The organism is Ancylobacter lacus (genome assembly GCF_018390635.1).
Taxonomy (GTDB): Bacteria; Pseudomonadota; Alphaproteobacteria; order Rhizobiales; family Xanthobacteraceae; genus Ancylobacter; species Ancylobacter lacus.
The window spans coordinates 29,327-46,102 of sequence record NZ_JAHBGE010000029.1; the positions used below are offsets into that span (position 1 = coordinate 29,327).

18 protein-coding genes, 1 tRNA gene and 1 pseudogene are annotated in these 16,776 nt (G+C 65.4%); 4 read left to right on the forward strand and 16 right to left on the reverse strand.

What is annotated here, in order from left to right:
* Nucleotides 1-62: 62 nt before the first annotated feature.
* The 9 genes from KHC27_RS05850 to rplU all read right to left on the reverse strand — a co-directional run bounded on the left by KHC27_RS05850 (nt 63) and on the right by rplU (nt 8,227).
* The gene (locus KHC27_RS05850) at nt 63-1,232 is read right to left on the reverse strand and encodes an extracellular solute-binding protein (protein WP_343210839.1); all 1,170 of its coding nucleotides are present in this window, start codon (nt 1,230-1,232) and stop codon (nt 63-65) included.
* Between the two features lie 275 nt (nt 1,233-1,507).
* A complete protein-coding gene (locus KHC27_RS05855; RefSeq protein ID WP_213336173.1) occupies nt 1,508-2,599 on the reverse strand; it encodes a serine hydrolase domain-containing protein in 1,092 nt (363 codons plus the stop codon).
* Nucleotides 2,600-2,894: 295 nt separating this feature from the next.
* Nucleotides 2,895-3,737, reverse strand: coding sequence for a hypothetical protein (locus KHC27_RS05860; protein WP_213336175.1), 843 nt, complete (start codon nt 3,735-3,737; stop codon nt 2,895-2,897).
* On the reverse strand, nt 3,734-4,186 hold the full coding sequence (locus tag KHC27_RS05865; protein ID WP_213336177.1) for a hypothetical protein: 453 nt from the start codon (nt 4,184-4,186) through the stop codon (nt 3,734-3,736). The genes KHC27_RS05860 and KHC27_RS05865 overlap by 4 nt, the downstream gene beginning before the upstream one ends.
* 124 nt (nt 4,187-4,310) lie before the next feature.
* Entirely contained in the window at nt 4,311-5,483 is a 1,173-nt protein-coding gene (proB, locus tag KHC27_RS05870) for a glutamate 5-kinase (RefSeq protein ID WP_213336179.1), read from the reverse strand.
* 239 nt (nt 5,484-5,722) lie between these two features.
* Nucleotides 5,723-6,757 carry a GTPase ObgE gene (obgE, locus tag KHC27_RS05875; RefSeq protein ID WP_213336181.1) on the reverse strand — a complete coding sequence of 345 codons (1,035 nt, stop codon included), beginning with the start codon at nt 6,755-6,757 and terminating at the stop codon, nt 5,723-5,725.
* Nucleotides 6,758-6,820: 63 nt separating this feature from the next.
* Nucleotides 6,821-7,471, reverse strand: a complete 651-nt coding sequence (locus tag KHC27_RS05880) for a GNAT family N-acetyltransferase (protein WP_213336183.1) — start codon at nt 7,469-7,471, stop codon at nt 6,821-6,823.
* A gap of 148 nt (nt 7,472-7,619) precedes the next feature.
* Nucleotides 7,620-7,889 carry a 50S ribosomal protein L27 gene (rpmA, locus tag KHC27_RS05885; protein WP_213336185.1) on the reverse strand — a complete coding sequence of 90 codons (270 nt, stop codon included), beginning with the start codon at nt 7,887-7,889 and terminating at the stop codon, nt 7,620-7,622.
* A gap of 29 nt (nt 7,890-7,918) precedes the next feature.
* Nucleotides 7,919-8,227, reverse strand: a complete 309-nt coding sequence (rplU, locus tag KHC27_RS05890) for a 50S ribosomal protein L21 (RefSeq protein ID WP_213336187.1) — start codon at nt 8,225-8,227, stop codon at nt 7,919-7,921.
* 268 nt (nt 8,228-8,495) lie between these two features.
* On the opposite strand from rplU, the gene KHC27_RS05895 reads away from it, so the two are divergent.
* Both KHC27_RS05895 and KHC27_RS05900 read left to right on the forward strand, forming a co-directional pair.
* The gene (locus KHC27_RS05895; protein ID WP_213336189.1) at nt 8,496-8,819 is read left to right on the forward strand and encodes a CsbD family protein; all 324 of its coding nucleotides are present in this window, start codon (nt 8,496-8,498) and stop codon (nt 8,817-8,819) included.
* Nucleotides 8,820-9,200: 381 nt separating this feature from the next.
* Nucleotides 9,201-9,290, forward strand: a tRNA-Ser gene (locus KHC27_RS05900).
* Nucleotides 9,291-9,566: 276 nt separating this feature from the next.
* Here the strand turns inward: KHC27_RS05900 and KHC27_RS05905 are convergent.
* The 7 genes from KHC27_RS05905 to KHC27_RS05935 all read right to left on the reverse strand — a co-directional run bounded on the left by KHC27_RS05905 (nt 9,567) and on the right by KHC27_RS05935 (nt 15,668).
* Nucleotides 9,567-10,883 carry an NAD(P)/FAD-dependent oxidoreductase gene (locus KHC27_RS05905; RefSeq protein WP_213336191.1) on the reverse strand — a complete coding sequence of 439 codons (1,317 nt, stop codon included), beginning with the start codon at nt 10,881-10,883 and terminating at the stop codon, nt 9,567-9,569.
* A 33-nt stretch (nt 10,884-10,916) separates the two neighbouring features.
* Nucleotides 10,917-11,846, reverse strand: a complete 930-nt coding sequence (locus KHC27_RS05910) for a 2-hydroxyacid dehydrogenase (RefSeq protein WP_213336193.1) — start codon at nt 11,844-11,846, stop codon at nt 10,917-10,919.
* Nucleotides 11,847-11,862: 16 nt separating this feature from the next.
* Nucleotides 11,863-12,216: a cupin domain-containing protein gene (locus tag KHC27_RS05915; RefSeq protein WP_213336195.1), complete on the reverse strand. Its 354-nt coding sequence runs from the start codon at nt 12,214-12,216 to the stop codon at nt 11,863-11,865.
* Between the two features lie 67 nt (nt 12,217-12,283).
* A complete protein-coding gene (locus tag KHC27_RS05920; RefSeq protein WP_213336197.1) occupies nt 12,284-12,586 on the reverse strand; it encodes an ABC transporter permease subunit in 303 nt (100 codons plus the stop codon).
* Complete coding sequence (locus tag KHC27_RS05925; protein ID WP_213336199.1) at nt 12,586-13,296, reverse strand: ABC transporter permease; 711 nt, start codon at nt 13,294-13,296, stop codon at nt 12,586-12,588. The genes KHC27_RS05920 and KHC27_RS05925 overlap by 1 nt, the downstream gene beginning before the upstream one ends.
* 88 nt (nt 13,297-13,384) lie before the next feature.
* Nucleotides 13,385-14,200: a transporter substrate-binding domain-containing protein gene (locus KHC27_RS05930; protein ID WP_213336201.1), complete on the reverse strand. Its 816-nt coding sequence runs from the start codon at nt 14,198-14,200 to the stop codon at nt 13,385-13,387.
* 64 nt (nt 14,201-14,264) lie between these two features.
* Complete coding sequence (locus KHC27_RS05935) at nt 14,265-15,668, reverse strand: aminotransferase (protein WP_213336203.1); 1,404 nt, start codon at nt 15,666-15,668, stop codon at nt 14,265-14,267.
* A 170-nt stretch (nt 15,669-15,838) separates the two neighbouring features.
* On the opposite strand from KHC27_RS05935, the gene KHC27_RS05940 reads away from it, so the two are divergent.
* Together KHC27_RS05940 and KHC27_RS05945 are read left to right on the forward strand one after the other, a co-directional pair.
* The gene (locus tag KHC27_RS05940) at nt 15,839-16,312 is read left to right on the forward strand and encodes an Lrp/AsnC family transcriptional regulator (protein ID WP_213336209.1); all 474 of its coding nucleotides are present in this window, start codon (nt 15,839-15,841) and stop codon (nt 16,310-16,312) included.
* A 132-nt stretch (nt 16,313-16,444) separates the two neighbouring features.
* Nucleotides 16,445-16,699 (forward strand): annotated as a pseudogene (locus KHC27_RS05945) (transposase); the annotation flags it as partial.
* Nucleotides 16,700-16,776 lie beyond the last annotated feature (77 nt).

Below are 16,776 nucleotides of genomic sequence, written 5' to 3' on the forward strand. Positions count from 1 at the left end.
CGGCAGGTGCCGGCACCGTGGAGCGGCCGGCACGCCCGCGCCGGCCGGGGTGGGGACCCCGCTCAGGCCGCCTTGAACTTCTCGGCGTACTGGGTGCGCAGCTCGGCGAACCACGACGGCTCCGGCGGGCGGCTCCACAGCTTGGAGAGCGCGTCGCCCGGATAGGCCTCGGCGAAGTTCTTCTTCGCGGTCTCGGAGAGGAAGGCCTCGGCGCCCTTGACCACCGGGTTGTAGCCCGAGCCGTCGGCGACGAGGGCGGAAGCCTCCGGCGAGTGGATGTAGTTCAGCCACTCATAGGCCTGCGCGATGTTCTTGGCGCCCTTGGTCATGGCCCAGCCGTCGACCCAGGTGATGGCGCCTTCCTGCGGGGCCATGTAGGTGACGGGCTTGCCCTGCTTCTTCAGCGAGAGCGGCGGGCCGTCCCAGGTCTGGCCGATGACGCAGCCATTCTCCATGAAGCCGGACTTGGTGTTGTCGGCGGAATCCCAGAACTGCTTGACCTGCGCCTTGTTGGCGATGGCATAGGCGAGGATGACGTCGTAGATCTTCTTCATCGACTCCTCGTCCTTGAAGGCGTCGAGCATGCGGTTGGAGGGCAGCTTGCCGGTGTGGTCCATCCACAGGCCGATGCCGAGCAGCAGCGAGTGCGGACGGCCCTGCATCTTGCCCTTGTATTCCGGCAGCCACAGCGTGCCGTAGCTGAGGTCCTTGTATTCCAGCGTGGTGAGGTCGGTGCGCCAGGAAATGGCCTCCGAGCCCCAGCAGTGCGGCACGTGGTAGAGCTTGCCGTCCCAGGTCCACACGCTGGTGGAGGCTTCCAGCATCGAGGGCAGCAGGTTGTCGAGGTGCAGCTTCGAGGTGTCGAAGGGCTGCAGGACGTCCAGCTCCTTGAACTGCGGGGCGCGGTCGCGGGTGGGCTCGCACAGGTCGAAGCCCTCGCCGGCGGTGGCCTGCAGCTTGTTGATCTGTTCCTCGTTCTGCGAGAACGGGGTGGTCTTCACCTTGATGCCGGTCTTCTTCTCGAAGTTCGGGATCACCGGGTTGGGCAGCTCGTCGTCCCAGTTCAGCAGGCTCAGCTCGCCGGAGGAGGAGAAGGCGTCCTTCACGATCCACGGGCCGGTGGCGGCCATGGTGCCGGCGGCCAGCGCGCCCTTGAAGAGCACGCGGCGGGTGAAGCTGCGCGCCGCGAGCAGCGTCTCGGTGGAGGAATTGGAGGTGGGCTTCTTCGACACGTCACGGCTCCCTGATGTCCGCCCCGGCGGAATGTTCCGGCCGTGCATCAGCACGAAGCGTGCCAGCGGGCGCGCCGGCGGAGCCCGCGCCCGCAGCCGGTTGTGAGGTGCGGACATGGCTCGCCCAAGGCGAAGGCGGTGCCGCGCGGGGGTGGTGCGGGAAGGTAGCGGTTGCCGGATTCATATGCAATTTACCTCCAAGATTGCACACAAAACAGGCGAACGGGACGCGCAAGCGAAACGCTGGGGGTTTCGCCTCGGCCCGGTTTCGCGCCTCAACCGAGCGCGGCGAGGAGGTCGGCGGCCAGCGCGTGCAGGTCGTCGCGGTGGCCGGTGCGGCCGGAGGGCGCGTCCACCGTCGAGGTCATCACCATCGAGACGCCCTGCGCCGGGGCGACATAGAGCATCTGCCCGCCATAGCCCCAGCCATAATGCGCCGGGCTGCCCGCCATCTCGCGGGTGAACCAGCCATAGCCATAGACGTCGCCAGTGAAGCGCGAGGCGGTGCGCGCCCGCCAGCTCTCGGCGATCCACGCTTCGGGGACGATCCGCGCCCCCGCCGCGTTGCGCCCGCCGCGGCGGTACAGCTCGGCGAAGGCGAGCAGCGAGGTCGGGCGCATCGCCATCTGGTTGCCGCCGAAATGGATGCCCTGCGGGTCGCGCTCCCAGTTCGCGATGGAAAAGCCCTCGACAGCGCCCAGCCAGTCCCGCGCCAGAGCGAGGGTCGGGCGGCCGGTGGCGCGGGTGAGGATGGCCGAGAGCAGGTGCGTCGATCCGGTGGAATAGAGCATCGCCCCGCCCGGCGTGTCGGCGAAGGGCCGATTGAGCGCCGCGCGCACCCAGTTCGGGCTGGCGATCCACCGCCCGTAAAAGGGCCCGGAGGTGCGCTCCAGCCCCGCCTGCATGGAGAGCAGGTGGCCGATGGTGATGTCATCGAGGCGCGGGTCGGGATTCTCTGGCAGGTCGGCGCGCAGCAGCGGGGCGATTTTCTGCCCGGTGCCCTGCAGCACGCCCTTGTCTATGGCGATACCGACGAGGGCGGAGACGATGCTCTTCGACGCGCTCTTGATATTGGCCGGCCGGTCGACCCGCCCGCCGGAATAGCCGCGCGCGACGAGAGGCGCGCCGTTGCGGGAGACGAGCACGGTGCGCAGGGGCTCCAGCGCCGCGGCGCGGTCGAGGATGGGCGTGAGCGCGGCTGCCCGGTCAGGGGGTGGGGAGGCCGTCGCGGCGGGCGAAGGGACTGCGGCGCGGGAGGGCGAGGCGGCGGCAGCGCCCGGGGCGGCGGGAGCGGCGCCCTCACCCTGCCCGAGCGCGCGGGAGGCGAGAAGCAGCAGCGGAGCGGCAATCAGCGAACGACGGTGCATCCGGGGGAAGATAGGGCCGATGCGGGGGAGGGGTGGTCACGATGGGGGATGACCGCGCACGCCCATCAAGCCGGATGCCTCCTTGACGAAAGAGCCTATCTGCAGCAATGTCTAGGAAGCCTACTGACGCTCTTCATGTTGCCCGAGAGCTAACGCCTCCGGCAGCCCGCGCGATTGTACCGGATGAACGGAAAGACAGGGTACGCCCTTGATCTGTTCAGACCGCTTTCGGTGTAAGGATGCGACTAGGCTAAGCCACTGGGAAGTTACAATGCGTACTTCTCGGTGAGCTACCTCAGAAGAAATCGTTAGCGAACATATTAAGGTGAGAACGCCCCCCGCAAGGGGTGTCTTCATTGTGGCAGTTCTTATAGCTTCCGTTCATGGCGGTATTTTTGCTTCCCCAGCTTACATTGTAATGTAAGGCGCCGTCGAATAGGCGACCAAATCTAAACCGATTGGCAAGAACGCAATAAATGTTGTGGGGCGGAATTTTCGTTTCCGCCATTGCGTGTCGTTCATGCCCAAGTCTAAAGTACTTTCCATCGTCATCGACTATGTAGACATCTTGCGAATCACTATATCTTTTTGGACTTTGTCGACTCCGAAATTTGTGCAGTTGGGTTTCGATATTTTTTATTAAATTGTCATTTGTTTTAACGAAACTTAATTTTATTTTAAATATCTCTTCAGCTTCGAAATTACGCAACGGAAGGGTGAATATCTTTTTGTATTTCAGATCGTCAAAATAATTAGAAAACACCCGATAAATTTTAAGACTTCTAGATAGAATTTCTCCCATAAAATTCTTTGGAGATTTTATCGGGTATGTCGCTTCATATTGGAATATAAAGAATATAGAGAATAAATTTTGGTTTATTATACGTATTTTATTATCAAGAATTACAATAATTCCGATTGTTGTGTCGGATATTGCGTCGTTAACAAAACTCATTAGTGATTCTGCGTGCAGGACTTGGTCGTCGGGTTTAAAGCATTTTATTATAGGTCGCTCTCCTTTAAGTGACGTGTGGCCATTTTTCCTGAATGAGTCGGGAATCAACTCTGCGCGACGCTGTTCAATTTCTTTCTGAAGTTGCACGTCTAGCGTAACTATAACTAATATCAAGTGACTCATGACCGTATTATCTTCACCAAAGCATTGATAGGTATGCTGATGTTATTCAGATCGCTATCGTCTAGTTTGCTTAGGGCGCGAAGTAGATCTAATATAACCTCTTCTGATTTTCGATTTTTATTATCTGTTTGATTTTTATCATTCGCCTTCTTCGAACTTGAATTCTCTGGATGTTTTTCCTTTGCTTCAAAATTATAATCTTCATTTTTTGGTATGATCCCTACTCTTGCAATATGAGTTGGGTCGGTGATTATTTTTGCGTCCGGAAGGTCCGATTTAATTAACCATTGTCTAAGTTTAAGTGGAGATATTAGTTTTCTATAATCGACACCCTCCTTGTGAACTTCCTTCGCTATAGCGCTAATGTGGTATGGGCTCTGCGTCTGATCCCAAGTTTCCTTCGCGCGTTTTGAAATAAAATCCTTCAACCACTCTTCATCAAAGTCCATAGCTGATCACCCCGCGATAAAGCTTACGTTCAAATCAATCCGCGTCATTGATTTGTGACGCCGACATTTTGCGTTACTTTTAAGGCTAAGCACTTGTCTCCAATTACTCAAGCCACCATCTCCCTCACCCCCCACCCAGCACCAGATCATCCCGGTGCACCATCGCCGCGCGACCCTCGAACCCGGTGATCGTCGCGATCTCATCCGACGATCTCCCGCGCAGGCGTTCGGCGTAGTCGTGGTCATAGGCCACCAGCCCGCGGCCGATCTCGGCGCCGTCGGGGCCGCGCAGCAGCACGGCGTCGCCGCGCTGGAAGCTGCCGTCCACCCGCGTCACCCCCGCCGGCAGCAGCGAATTGCCGCGCCGCAGCGCCGCCACCGCGCCGGCGTCGAGGTGCAGCACCCCGCGCGGCTCCAGCGCGCCGGCGATCCAGCGCTTGCGCGAGGCCACCGGATTGGCCGGGGCGAGGAACCAGGTGCAGCGCGCGCCCTGCTCGATCGCCCGCAGCGGGTTCTTCACCTTGCCGGAGGCGATGACCATGTGGGCGCCGGCGGTGGTGGCGATCTTGCCGGCCTCGATCTTGGTCTTCATGCCGCCGCGCGACAGCTCCGTGCCGGCGCCGCCGGCCATGGCCTCGATCTCGGCGGTGATGCGCGGCACCACCGGCAGGAAGGCGGCGTTGGGGTCCTCGTTGGGCGGGGCGGTGTAGAGCCCGTCAATGTCGGACAGCAGCACCAAGAGGTCGGCGCTCGCCATGCCGGCAACGCGGGCGGCGAGGCGGTCATTGTCGCCATAGCGGATTTCCGCCGTCGCCACCGTGTCGTTCTCGTTGATGACCGGCACCGCCTTCAGCTCCAGCAGCTTGGCGATGGTGGAGCGGGCGTTGAGGTAGCGCCGCCGCTCCTCGGTGTCGCCCAGCGTGACGAGGATCTGCCCGGCGGTGACGCCCTCATGCGCCAGCGCCTCCGACCACGCCCGCGCCAGCGCGATCTGGCCCACCCCGGCGGCGGCCTGGCTCTCCTCCAGCTTCAGCGGCCGGCGCGGCAGCCCCAGCACGTTGCGCCCGAGCGCGATGGCCCCGGAGGAGACGACCAGCACCTCCTTGCCCTCGCGGTGCAGCGCGCCGATGTCCTCGGCCAGCGCCGCCAGCCAGGCGTGGCGCAGCCGTCCGCGGGTGGAATCGACCAGCAGCGCCGAGCCGACCTTCACCACCACCCGGCGGAAGGAGGAGAGGGCCGGCACGGGGGACGCCGTGGCGGAAGAGGCGGGGGCGGAGGAGGGGAGCGCGCTGTTCATCGGTCGTGCGGGGCTGGACTGCGGGAGCGCCCCGGCGAACACCGGGAGCCGGCGGCTTATAGAGCAATTCCCGCAAAAGTGCGGAGCGGTTTTGCGGCAGGAACTGCGTAAACTCAGCGTTTTGGGTATTCCCGGTGACCAGCGGTTCACCGGGAATACCCTGAAGCAAGGCGCGGGCGCCATCTCGGCGGCGCGGGCGCGGCAGGGTGGGCGCCGTTACCGCACCGTCACGGCCCCGGTCACGGACGCCAGGGCTCGCGCACCTCGCGCTCCTGCTCCACCGCCTTGCCCTCGTCGATGACCGCCAGCACCTGCCGCAGCGCCTTCTCGACACCCTCGCCGGACTGCGAGGACAGCACCACCGGCGTGCGCTTGGCCGCCCGCTTCAGCCGCGCCACCTGCTCCTTCAGCGTGTCGGGGTCGAGCGCGTCGGCCTTGGAGAGCGCGACGATCTCGGGCTTCTCCGCGAGCCCGCCGCCATAGGCCTCCAGCTCCTTGCGCACCATCTTGTAGGCCTTGCCGGCATGCTCGCTGGTGCCCTCCACGAGGTGCAGCAGCACGCGGCAGCGCTCGACATGGGCGAGGAAGCGGTCGCCGAGGCCGACGCCCTCATGGGCGCCCTCGATCAGCCCGGGAATGTCCGCCAGCACGAATTCGCGCCCGTCCACCCGCACCACGCCGAGGCCGGGATGCAGGGTGGTGAAGGGATAGTCCGCAATCTTCGGCTTCGCCGCTGTGGTGGCGGCCAGGAAGGTCGACTTGCCGGCATTGGGCAGGCCGACAAGGCCGGCATCGGCGATCAGCTTGAGCCGCAGCCAGATCCACTTTTCCTCGGCCTCCTGGCCGGGATTGGCCCGGCGCGGCGCCTGGTTGGTGGAGGTCTGGAAATGCGCGTTGCCGAAGCCGCCATTGCCGCCCTTCAGCAGGCGCACCTTCTGGCCGACATGGGTGAGGTCGAACAGCACGGTCTCGCCGTCCTCGTCCAGCACCTCGGTGCCGGCCGGCACCTTCAGCACCACGTCGTCACCCTTGGCGCCGGCGCGGTTCTTGCCCATGCCGAAGCCGCCCTTCTTGGCCTTGAAGTGCTGCTGGAAGCGGTAGTCGATCAGCGTGTTCAGGCCGTCGACGCATTCCACCCAGACGTCGCCGCCCCGCCCGCCATCGCCGCCGTCGGGGCCGCCGAACTCGATGAACTTCTCCCGCCGGAACGACAGGCACCCCGCACCACCGTCGCCGGCGCGCACATAGATCTTGGCCTGGTCGAGAAATTTCATCGGTTCTGTCCCCGCCTCCCGCCGCGGGCGGGAGGCCTCGTCATGATACAGGCGACCGCGCCCTCAGTGGCGGCGGTCGAATTCGTGGCGAACCGGCCGGGCGCTGGCGCTCCAGGCCCGGATCGAGGCCCAGATCCGCCGGTCGAGCCGGAACCGGTCGACCGGGACGGACGCGCCGATCGAGCGGACGCGGCACAGCCCGGCGCCGGTCCACTGGAAGCCGCACTTCTCGATCACCCGCCGGGAGGCGGGATTGACGACCCGCGCCGCCGCGACCAGCGCCTCCAGCCCCAGCTCGCCGAAAGCATAGTCGATCAGCGCCCGCACCGCTTCGGTGGCGATGCCCCGGTCCCAGTAGGACTCGCCCAGCCAGTAGCCGATCTCCGGGGCCTCGTCGCCGCGCCGGACGAAGCCGCACATGCCGACCGGGATGGGCGGGCCGATCGGGTTGGAGCCGTCGGTCTTCAGGAAGATCGCGAAGGTCACGCAGTCGCGGCCCTTCGGCAGATTGGCGATGAAGGCCGCCGCATCCGCCATGCCATAGGGATGGGGGATGTTCGCCGTCATCTCGGCGACCTTGCGGTTGTCCGCAAGCTCGGCAATCCAGGCCATGTCCTCGATCCGCGGCGCGCGCAGCACGAGCCGGGAGGTCTCGAGGACGGGGGTACAGCTCTCGGCGAGGATCGACCCGGGGGTCGCTTCAACGATGGTCATGGCGGGCTCCTGGTGCCTGGGATGTGCCTTGGAACGACGACGGGGAGGCGATCGTCTCGCCTCCCCGGGGGTCTTCCGGAACACCTGGAATCAGGACCAGGGCTCCACCGGTTTGACGAGACCGGTGGGACCCTTGGATCTCACCGTCTTACTCAGCGGCCTCGGCGGCCGGAATTACGGAAACGTAGGTTCGCTCGTTGGCTTTGGTGCGGAACTCGACGCGGCCCTCGGCCGTGGCAAACAGGGTATGGTCCTTGCCCATGCCCACATTCGTACCGGCATGCCAGCGCGTCCCGCGCTGACGCAGGATGATGTTGCCGGCAATGACGGTCTCGCCGCCGAACTTCTTCACGCCGAGGCGGCGGCCAGCGGAGTCGCGACCGTTGCGGGAGGAACCGCCTGCTTTCTTATGAGCCATTCTGCTCTCCTATTTCTTCGCGGGCTGTCTCAGGCGCCGGTGATCGAGGTGATGCGGACCACGGTGAAGTCCTGGCGATGGCCGATCTTGCGACGCGAATTCTGGCGGCGGCGCTTCTTGAAGGCAATGATCTTGCCGCCACGGGTGTGGTCGACGATCTCGGCGGTGACGGCGGCGCCCTCGACCAGCGGGGCTCCGACCTTCGGCGACTCGCCGCCGAGCATGAGCACCGGGAAGGTAACGCTCTCGCCGGCCTCGGCGTCGATCTTGCCGAGGGTGACGACCTGGTCGGCGGCAACGCGGTACTGCTTGCCACCGGACTTGATGACCGCGAACATGTTATGTCCTTTCGTTCGAGCCCGGACTCTCCGCCAGGGTGCGAACACCGCTGGTGCAGGACCGGCTTCTTTCGGTCGGTTGCGGGATGTGCGCGGGCCTTCCGCGCACGAGGGGTCCATACAGCCCGCATGGCAAGGCTGTCAACGAAAAGCCGGCCGCTTCGGGCGGTCGCGGTTGGCGCGTGATCCCTTTACCGCATCCGGTCGAACCATTTTCCGCCTTCCGCGTTCTAGCCAGCGAACGGCTCAACGCACAGGAGCGAGAGACATGGACAGGAACCGCATCACCGGCACCGCGCGCCAGGCCGCCGGCCGGCTGAAGGAGATTGCCGGCTATGCCGGCCAGGACACCGCGCTGCGCGCCGAAGGCCTCTATGACGAGGCCGTGGGCTATGGCACCCGTGCGGTCGGCCAGGCGCGCGACCACGCCGCCGATCTTGCCGACGACGCCTATGAAGCCGGCCGCCGCCTCTATGGCCGCAGCCTGCATTCGCTGCAGCGCGGCGTGCACGATCACCCGGTGGCGCTCGTTGTCGCCGCGGGCGTGGCCGGGGCCGCGATCGCGTGGCTGCTGAGCCAGCCGCGCCGCTGACGAACATCCGGTAGCGAGGCGCCGCCCGGCGGCGCGCTCAGGAGGAGACGGGCGCCCCCTTGCGCAAGGGGGCGCCCGTATCTGTCTGGGGGGCCGGTATCTGTGGTGGCCTTCCGCCGGCGGAGGGCGCGTCGCGGTGCGGGCCGCTGCGACGACGGGGCGCTCCCGGGCGCAGGTCGCCACGGTGTGGCGGATGAGGCTCCCTTCTGTCGCGACCCCGTGGTTCGGGCCGCCCCTGGGGTGGTGGCGTCGCCGTCGATCCAGCCTGTGGGCGTCCTCGGGAAGATGGCGTACCGGCAGCAATCTGCCCTTGTGCGCGGCGCCGGGCTCGGCTATTGAGCGGCCCACTCCAAGGCGTGCTCAAGCCACGCCCTCGCCCGCGGAGGGGTGCCGGAGTGGTCGATCGGGACGGTCTCGAAAACCGTTGTGCGTGCAAGCGTACCGTGGGTTCGAATCCCACCCCCTCCGCCATTTCAGTCCCTGAGTGGGCACGTCGAGCGTAGCCGTTTCCCCTCCTGAGACGGCGGCCAGCGTTCGGAGCAGGTTTCCTTTCGATCCGACGATGCCGACTTCCTCGACCTGACGTGGCCATCTGCACCCCGTGCTAATGGCCACCTCGCGCCACGAACGGACGTTCGCAACCCGTCCGATCCCGGACCCACGCAGCAATGGGCTCTGGCGCGATCGACCGAGCCGCAGGGATAGGCGCTCGGCACCCTTTTGGGCGTTTGGGGGTCGGGAGCATCGTCAGAAGCTCATTCCTCTTCGCATGGCCTTCCTGTCCTGCGCTTCATAGAGCGCATAGACGAGCGGGATGAACCACGGCTTGCCCCGGTAGAGCGGAATGGCCGGCGGTGGCGCGAACTCGAAGGCGGAGGGCGGCTCGCTCGTGTCGCCGAGAAGCCGCAGCGCGGCCTTGCGCGCTAGCCAGCGGGCCCACACGACGCCCGAGCCGCAGAAGCCGGTGGCGTAGTGGATGCCGTCGTGAACGAAAAGACGCGGAATCATGTGGCGGTTCATCGCCACATGGCCGAACCAGCTGTGCGTCAGCGCGACGTTGGCAAGCCCGGGAAAAATGCGCGCGAACTCGGCGCGTAAGTGGTCCGTCGGGGCTTGCGGGTCGCCCGCCGTCGTGCCGTCCCGGCCGCCGAAGAGAATGCGCGTCCCATCCGGCGAGGGGCGATAATAATAGCTCAGCTTGCGAGTATCGACATACATCATGCGCGCCGGCATCGCGCTCGCCATCTGTCCGAGCGTCAGCGGCGCGGTCGCGATGATACGACTGCGGACCGGCACCAGACGGCGTCGCAACCAGGGATTGGCCCCGTCGGTGTAGCCGTTGGTGCAGACCAGCAGGTCGCGGCTGCGCAGCTGGCCGGCGGAGGTCGAAAGTTCGAAACCGTCGACTTCGTGCCGCACGCCTTCCACCGTCGTCTTCTCGTGAACGCCGGCACCCGCGTCGCGTGTGCGTTGGAGAAGCCCGGCGAGGAACTTGCCCGGATGCAGGCCGCCAATGTCGCGGCGCACGCTGCCGCCATGATAGAATTCGGTGCCGATATAGGCGTGTTGCTCGCCGCGCGGCACGGCGAAGGTGTCGATGCCGAGCAACGCGCGACGCTCATCCGCCTCGCGGGCGAGGTCGTCATAGTCGCCGGGATTGACGGCGCCGTCGAACAGTCCCGAAAGCTGGAAGTCGCAGTCGATCCTCTCTTCGGCGAGGAAGCGGTACAATTCCTCGCGGGCGTCCTTGCCCTCCTTCAACATGGCGACGGCCCGCGCGTGTCCGAAGCTGCGGCGCAGTTGCGCGAGGCTGGGACGGAGCGACGCGCTGGTCATGCCGCCATTGCGCGTCGAGGCGCCTTCGCCGATCAATTGGCGTTCGAACACGGCCACGCTGCGTCCCGCACGCGCGAGCGTCAGCGCGGCTCCCAGGCCTGCATAGCCTCCCCCGATGATGGCGACGTCGACGCGGGCGGGCAGCGGCGTCGGTTCCACGCGCGGCAGCGGCGCCTCCTCCCACCAATAGGCTGCGGGGCGGATGGTTGAGCGGTTGGAAGCCGGCATGTCTGTGTCCTGCCAGATCGGGGATGCGTGGGTTCAGTAGCCGTTGGCCCGGTCGACGAGACCGACGAGGGGCCGGCCCGCCCGACGCCGGCGGATGTTGTCGAGAACGACGGCGGCGGCGGTGTCCGGTCGGGTCATGCTGGCGATGTGCGGCGTCAGCAGGATGCTGGGATGGTGCCAGAACGGATGTTCTGGCGGCAGCGGTTCGGGATCGGCGACATCCAGTACCGCCGCCGAGATCTGTCCGCTCGCGAGCGCGGCGAGGAGGTCGTCGGCGACGAGATGCCCGCCGCGCCCGACATTCACCAGCATGGCGCCGCTCGGCAGTCGGGCGAAAAGTGACGCATCGAGCAGGCCCCTGGTCTCCTCGGTGAGCGGCAGCAGGCAGACCAGTATGTCCGTCCGCGACAGGAAGGCATCGAGTTCGCCGTGCCCCGCGAAGGTCGCGACGCCGTCGAGCGGCCGCGCCGAGCGGCTCCAGCCGGCCAGAGGGAAGCCGAAGGGGACGAGGGCCTTCAGGGCCGCCTGGCCGAGCACGCCGAGCCCCAGCACCCCCACGCGCCGCGCGGCGGCATCGGTCAGCATCGCCTCCGGCTGCCAGAGCGACCGGCGCTGCTGGTCGATGTAGCGAGGCAGGTGACGGTGCAGGGCGAGTACCGCCATCGTCACATACTCGACCATGCCGCTGGCGATGCCCGGTTCGATCATCCGCACCACGGCGAGCTCCGGCGGCAGCGTCGAAAGATCGAACTGGTCAATTCCCGCGCCGATCGAGAACAGGACGTCGAGAGCCGGATAGCGTTCCGCCAGATCCGCCGGCGCTTCCCAGGTGACGAGATAGCGAACCTCGCGCGGGTCGCAGGCGTGCGGATTCATGTGGAAGGGGATATCGCGCGCATGCTCGGCAAAATGCCGCGCCCATGTCGCGCCTCGCGCGGGATCGGAGAGATAGAGCAGGGCCATGCAACGGCTTCCCGGTTCAGTCCCGCGAGACCCAGAGTTTGGTGGTGGTCTCGATCACCCGCCACGTGCCCTCGAAGCCGGGATGCATCACAAAGCTGTCGCCGGCAACGATGCGGCGCGGCGGCTTTCCATCCTCGACGAGTTCGGAAACGCCGGAGAGGATGGTGCAGAATTCCCAGGTCTTTCCCTTGATCGAGCGATAGGCGCCCGGCGTCGCCTCCCAGACGCCGGCCTGCACGGCGCCGTCGGGCGTCGCCGCGATGTCCCAGCTCCGAAAGCGCGGGTCGCCTTCGATAAGGCGCTCGGGAAGCGGCCGGCCCTCACGGGGCGTGGGCAGATCGGCAAGGTTGAAAAAGGTGAGGAGCGACATGTCGTTGTTCCTGTTCGAAGAAGCATGCGGGAGAGGAGAGGCTCAGCGCCGGCGCACCGTGGCGTGATCAGGAATGCGCAGGCGCATTTCGACGAGCCTCACGAGCCCTAGAACGGTGAAGTTGATGACGAGGTAGCCCGTAATAGAGCACGAAGACCTGCACCAGCATCGGCGTGCCCCGGAACAGCGCGGCGTAGCCATCCGCCAGCCTGACGAGGGAGCGCAGCCGGCGGTTCGCCGAGGCGCGCAGCAGCGCGAGCGCGATGCCGGCCGGAAGGCCGACGAGAACGCCGACCACGCTGATGAGTACGGTGAGCTGCGCGCCTTTCATGAGCAGGGGGATTGCTTCGTTGAGCAGTTCGAAATCCATCACCGCACTCCGAAGCCACGTTCGAGGTGCCGCTCCAGCCGGGCGAACAGCCATTGGCTGACGCCGGTGATCGCGAAGTACATCAGCGCGGCGAGCACGTAGAACACCAGCGGGCTGCGGGTGATGCCGGAGGCGATGGCGGCGACGCGCATCACTTCCTGAAGCCCGACCACCGACACCAGCGATGTATCCTTGATCGTCATCTGCCAGACGTTGTTCAGTCCGCCGGCCGCCGCGCGCAGGGCGAGCGGGACGATGATCTTGAAGAAGGTGACATGCCTGGGCACCGCCAGAGCCTGTGCGGCTTCGAACAGTCCCTTCGGTATCGTCTCCAGTGCGCCGCGCAGCACCTCGATGGAATAGGCGCAGGAGATCGTGGCGATGGAGACGAGCCCGATGAAGAAGGGATAGACGTCCCGGGCCGGCTGGAACCCGAAGGCGCCGGCGACACGCTCGAAGCTCTGCACCGAGCCGAAGAACAGGAGGTAGATGACCAGCAGCCCCGGGATGGACCGAACCAGGATCGAGTAGACATCGATCAGCGGCGAGAGCAGCCGCACCCCCCTCCATCGCGCCACCGCCAGCGGCGAGGCGACGACCAGCCCGAACGCCATTCCCAGCACGCCGACCAGCACAGTCGTCATCCCTCCGCGCAGCAGCGCGGACGCCCAGCCTTGCAGGAAAAGCATGGTCCAGAGGTCGCTCGTCATTCCGTGTCCGTCCGCGCCGCCCCGATGGTATCACCGCGGCGGCACCGCCACTGGAGGAGGTCGACGCCGTTCCGTCTCCGGCCGCGCGTCACTGGCTGCAGGTGAGCGAATAGTCCTCCTTGAACCATTGCAGGCTGGACGCCTTCACCTTGCCGTCGGTCAGCATGTTGCACAGGGCCTTATCGAGCTTGGCCTTCAGCTCGTCATTGCCCTTCTTCAGGCCGATGCCCATGCCGTAGCCGAGGCTCGCGTGATCGTCGCCCGGCTTCACCCGCACGTCGACGCGGGTGAAGCCGGCGCCTTCCGGCGTCGCCAGAAACTCGGCCCAGGTCGGGGAATCGCCGAACGCGGCGTCGAGCCGTCCGGCGCCGAGATCGGCGAGCTGGGCGGTGGTCGAGTCGTAGGTCTTGAGGTCGACATTGGGCACGTTCTTGGCGACGAACTTGGCATAGGTGGTGCCGTTGACCACGCCGACGCTCTTGCCCGACAGCGCCTTGAGTACGGACGGCAGGTCCTTGAGCCCGGCAACCGGCGAGGATTTGCCGACGACGAAATAGAGCGGCGTGGAGGCGTAGGGGATCGAGTAGTCGATCTTCTTGCGGCGCTCGTCGGTGATGCCGAGACCGGAGATGATGACGTCGAACCGGTCGCTGTCCATGGACGGCACGAGGGTCGAGAAGGTCTGCACGACGAATTCGCATTTCACCTTCAGCTCGGCGCAAATGCCATTGGCGATGTCGGCGTCGAAGCCGGTCACGTTGCCCGAGGCGTCCGCCATGCTGAACTGCGGTGCGTCGCCTTCCGTGCCGATGCGCAGGACTCCGTCCTTGGCGGCGGCGGCGGTGGCGAACAGGCCGAGAGAGAACGCGCAGGCGAAGATCGAAACGGTTCGGCGCAGTGTCATCGTGGTCCCCTGAGTTGCTGGAAAGTGGGCTTTGCCCATTATTTCGGATTGGCGCGACCTGGCATCAGGCCAGCGCATGTCCTGCGGCCGCCAGTTCATCGGTGACCTGGCGCAGGGCGGCGCGGGTAATGTCGACCATCTCGTCGATCTCTCCCTCGCTCATCACCAGCGGCGGGGCGAAGCCGAGAATGTCGCCGTGCGGCATGGCGCGCGCGATCAGCCCCCGCTCGCGCGCGGCCTGCGAGATGCGCGGACCGACCTTGAGCGCCGGATCGAAGCGGGTCTTGTGCGCGCGGTCGGCGACGAATTCGATGGCGGCAAGCATGCCCACCCCGCGAATCTCGCCGATAATGGGGCTCTGCTCGAACTCCTGCCTGAGGCGCTGCAGAAGATAGGCGCCGCGCGTCGCGGCCTTGCCGGCGAGATCCTCGCGCTCGACGATGTCGAGCGCCGCATTCGCCGCCGCCGCGCCGATCGGATGCCCGGAATAGGTGTAGCCGTGGGAGAAAGAGCCAACCCTGTCGGTCGCTTCCTCCATCACCGCGTACACCTTCTCGCCGACGAGGCAGGCCGACAGCGGCACATAGGCGGAGGTGAGCCCCTTGGCGACGGAGATCAGATCGGGTTCGATCCCGTAGAGATGCGAGCCAAACGGCGCGCCGACGCGGCCGAATCCGCAGATCACCTCATCGGCGATCAGCAGCACGTCGTATTTGCCGAGCACCGCCTGGATCGCCGCCCAGTAGCCGGCTGGCGGCGGAATGATGCCGCCGGTGCCGAGCACGGGTTCGGCAATGAACGCGCCGACGGTGTCAGGGCCCTCGGCGAGGATCAGCGCCTCAAGTTCGTCGGCACGGCGCCGGGAGAACTCGAGCTCGGTCTCCCCCGGAACCGCGCCCCAGTAGTGATGCGGAACCCCCGTGCGCAGGATGCCGGAGACCGGAAGGTCCATGTGATCGTGATAGAAGCTCATCCCCGTCATCGAGCCGGCGATGACCGAACAGCCATGATAGCCGCGCTCGCGGGCGATGATCTTCTTCTTCGCCGGCTTGCCGCGCAGATTATTGTAGTACCAGACCAGCTTCGCCTGGGTCTCGTTGGCGTCGGAGCCGGACAGTCCGTAAAAGACCTTTGACATGCGGCCCGGCGCCATGCGCACCAGTCGATCCGACAGGCGCGCGAGTTGTTCAGTCGTGTGGCCGGCATAGGAGTGGTAATAGGCCAGCTTGTAGGCTTGGCGGGCGATGGCCTCGGCGACTTCCGTGCGGCCATAGCCGATGTTCACGCAGTAGAGACCGGCAAAGCCGTCGATGAACTCCCGCCCCTGCGCGTCGCGGATGCGCACGCCCTTGGCTCCTTCGATGATGACCGGAGCCGGCCCTTCGCCGCTGGCGTGCCCTTTCAGATAGGTGAAGGGGTGGAGGACCGACTGGCGGTCAAGCTCGGCGACGGCGTCGAAATGGTCCATGCGCTCTGTTCCTGCGTGGGCTCGGACAGGCGGCGGATGGCCCGCCACATGCTCCCGATACCGTCAGCCTAGCGGCGGCGCGCATGTGGATGCCGGCATTTAGGGTGGCCTGGACGACGAAATCATGCTCATTTTCTGCCTATGCGCAGAAATTCATCATGCAGGTTCGGATGAAGCTCGATCGGTTCGATGCCAAGCTGCTCGCCCTCGTCCAGACCAACAACCGCATGGGCTCGGAGGAACTCGGCGCCATCGTCGGCCTCTCCGCGACGGCGGTGCAGCGTCGGCTGAAGCGGCTGCGCGCGGAAGGCGTGATCGAGGCCGATGTCGCCATCGTCCGCCCGCGCGCCGTGGGTCGCCCCATCGCGATGTTCGTCTCCGTCTCGCTGGAGCGCGAGCGAGCCGACATCGTCGACCGCTTCAAGCAGTCGATCCGCCAGACACCGGAGGTCATGAACGGCTATTATGTGACGGGAGAAACGGACTTCATCCTGATCGTCACCGCCCGCAGCATGGAGGATTACGAAGCCTTCACGCGCAAGTTCTTCTACGAGAACCCCGATATCAAAGGGTTCAAAACCATGGTGATCATGGACCGCGTCAAGGCCGGTTTCGCGGTTCCCATCGATTTTGACGAGCTTTAATGTAAGTGAGGCACATACTGCTCAGGCAATAGGTTGTTCCTCGCGCCGATGTATGCTTCTCCGTGACGTTGCCCCACCGGCCTAATCCAGTGTGAAGTTCGCTTTGGCCCGACGAGAGGACCAGAGCATGAAGTGCAGCCGTTTTCGGAAGAGCAGATCATCGGCATCCTGAAGGAGCATCAGGCCGGGGTGCCGGTGGCGGAACTGTGCCGGAGGCACAGTGTGAGCGATGCCAGCATCTACAAGTGGAAGGCGAGGTTCGGCGGCATGGAGGTGTCCGAGGCCAAGCGGCTGCGGGCGCTGGAGGATGAGAACGCCAAGCTCAAGCGCATGCTGGCCGACGCCATGCTGGACAACGTGGCGCTGAAGAACCTGCTGGGAAAGAAGTGGTGACGCCCGCTGCCGGGCGGAGGCTGTGTGAAAACCCCTGATTATGCTAGGTTGAGGCACTGCTTCGGAGGTGC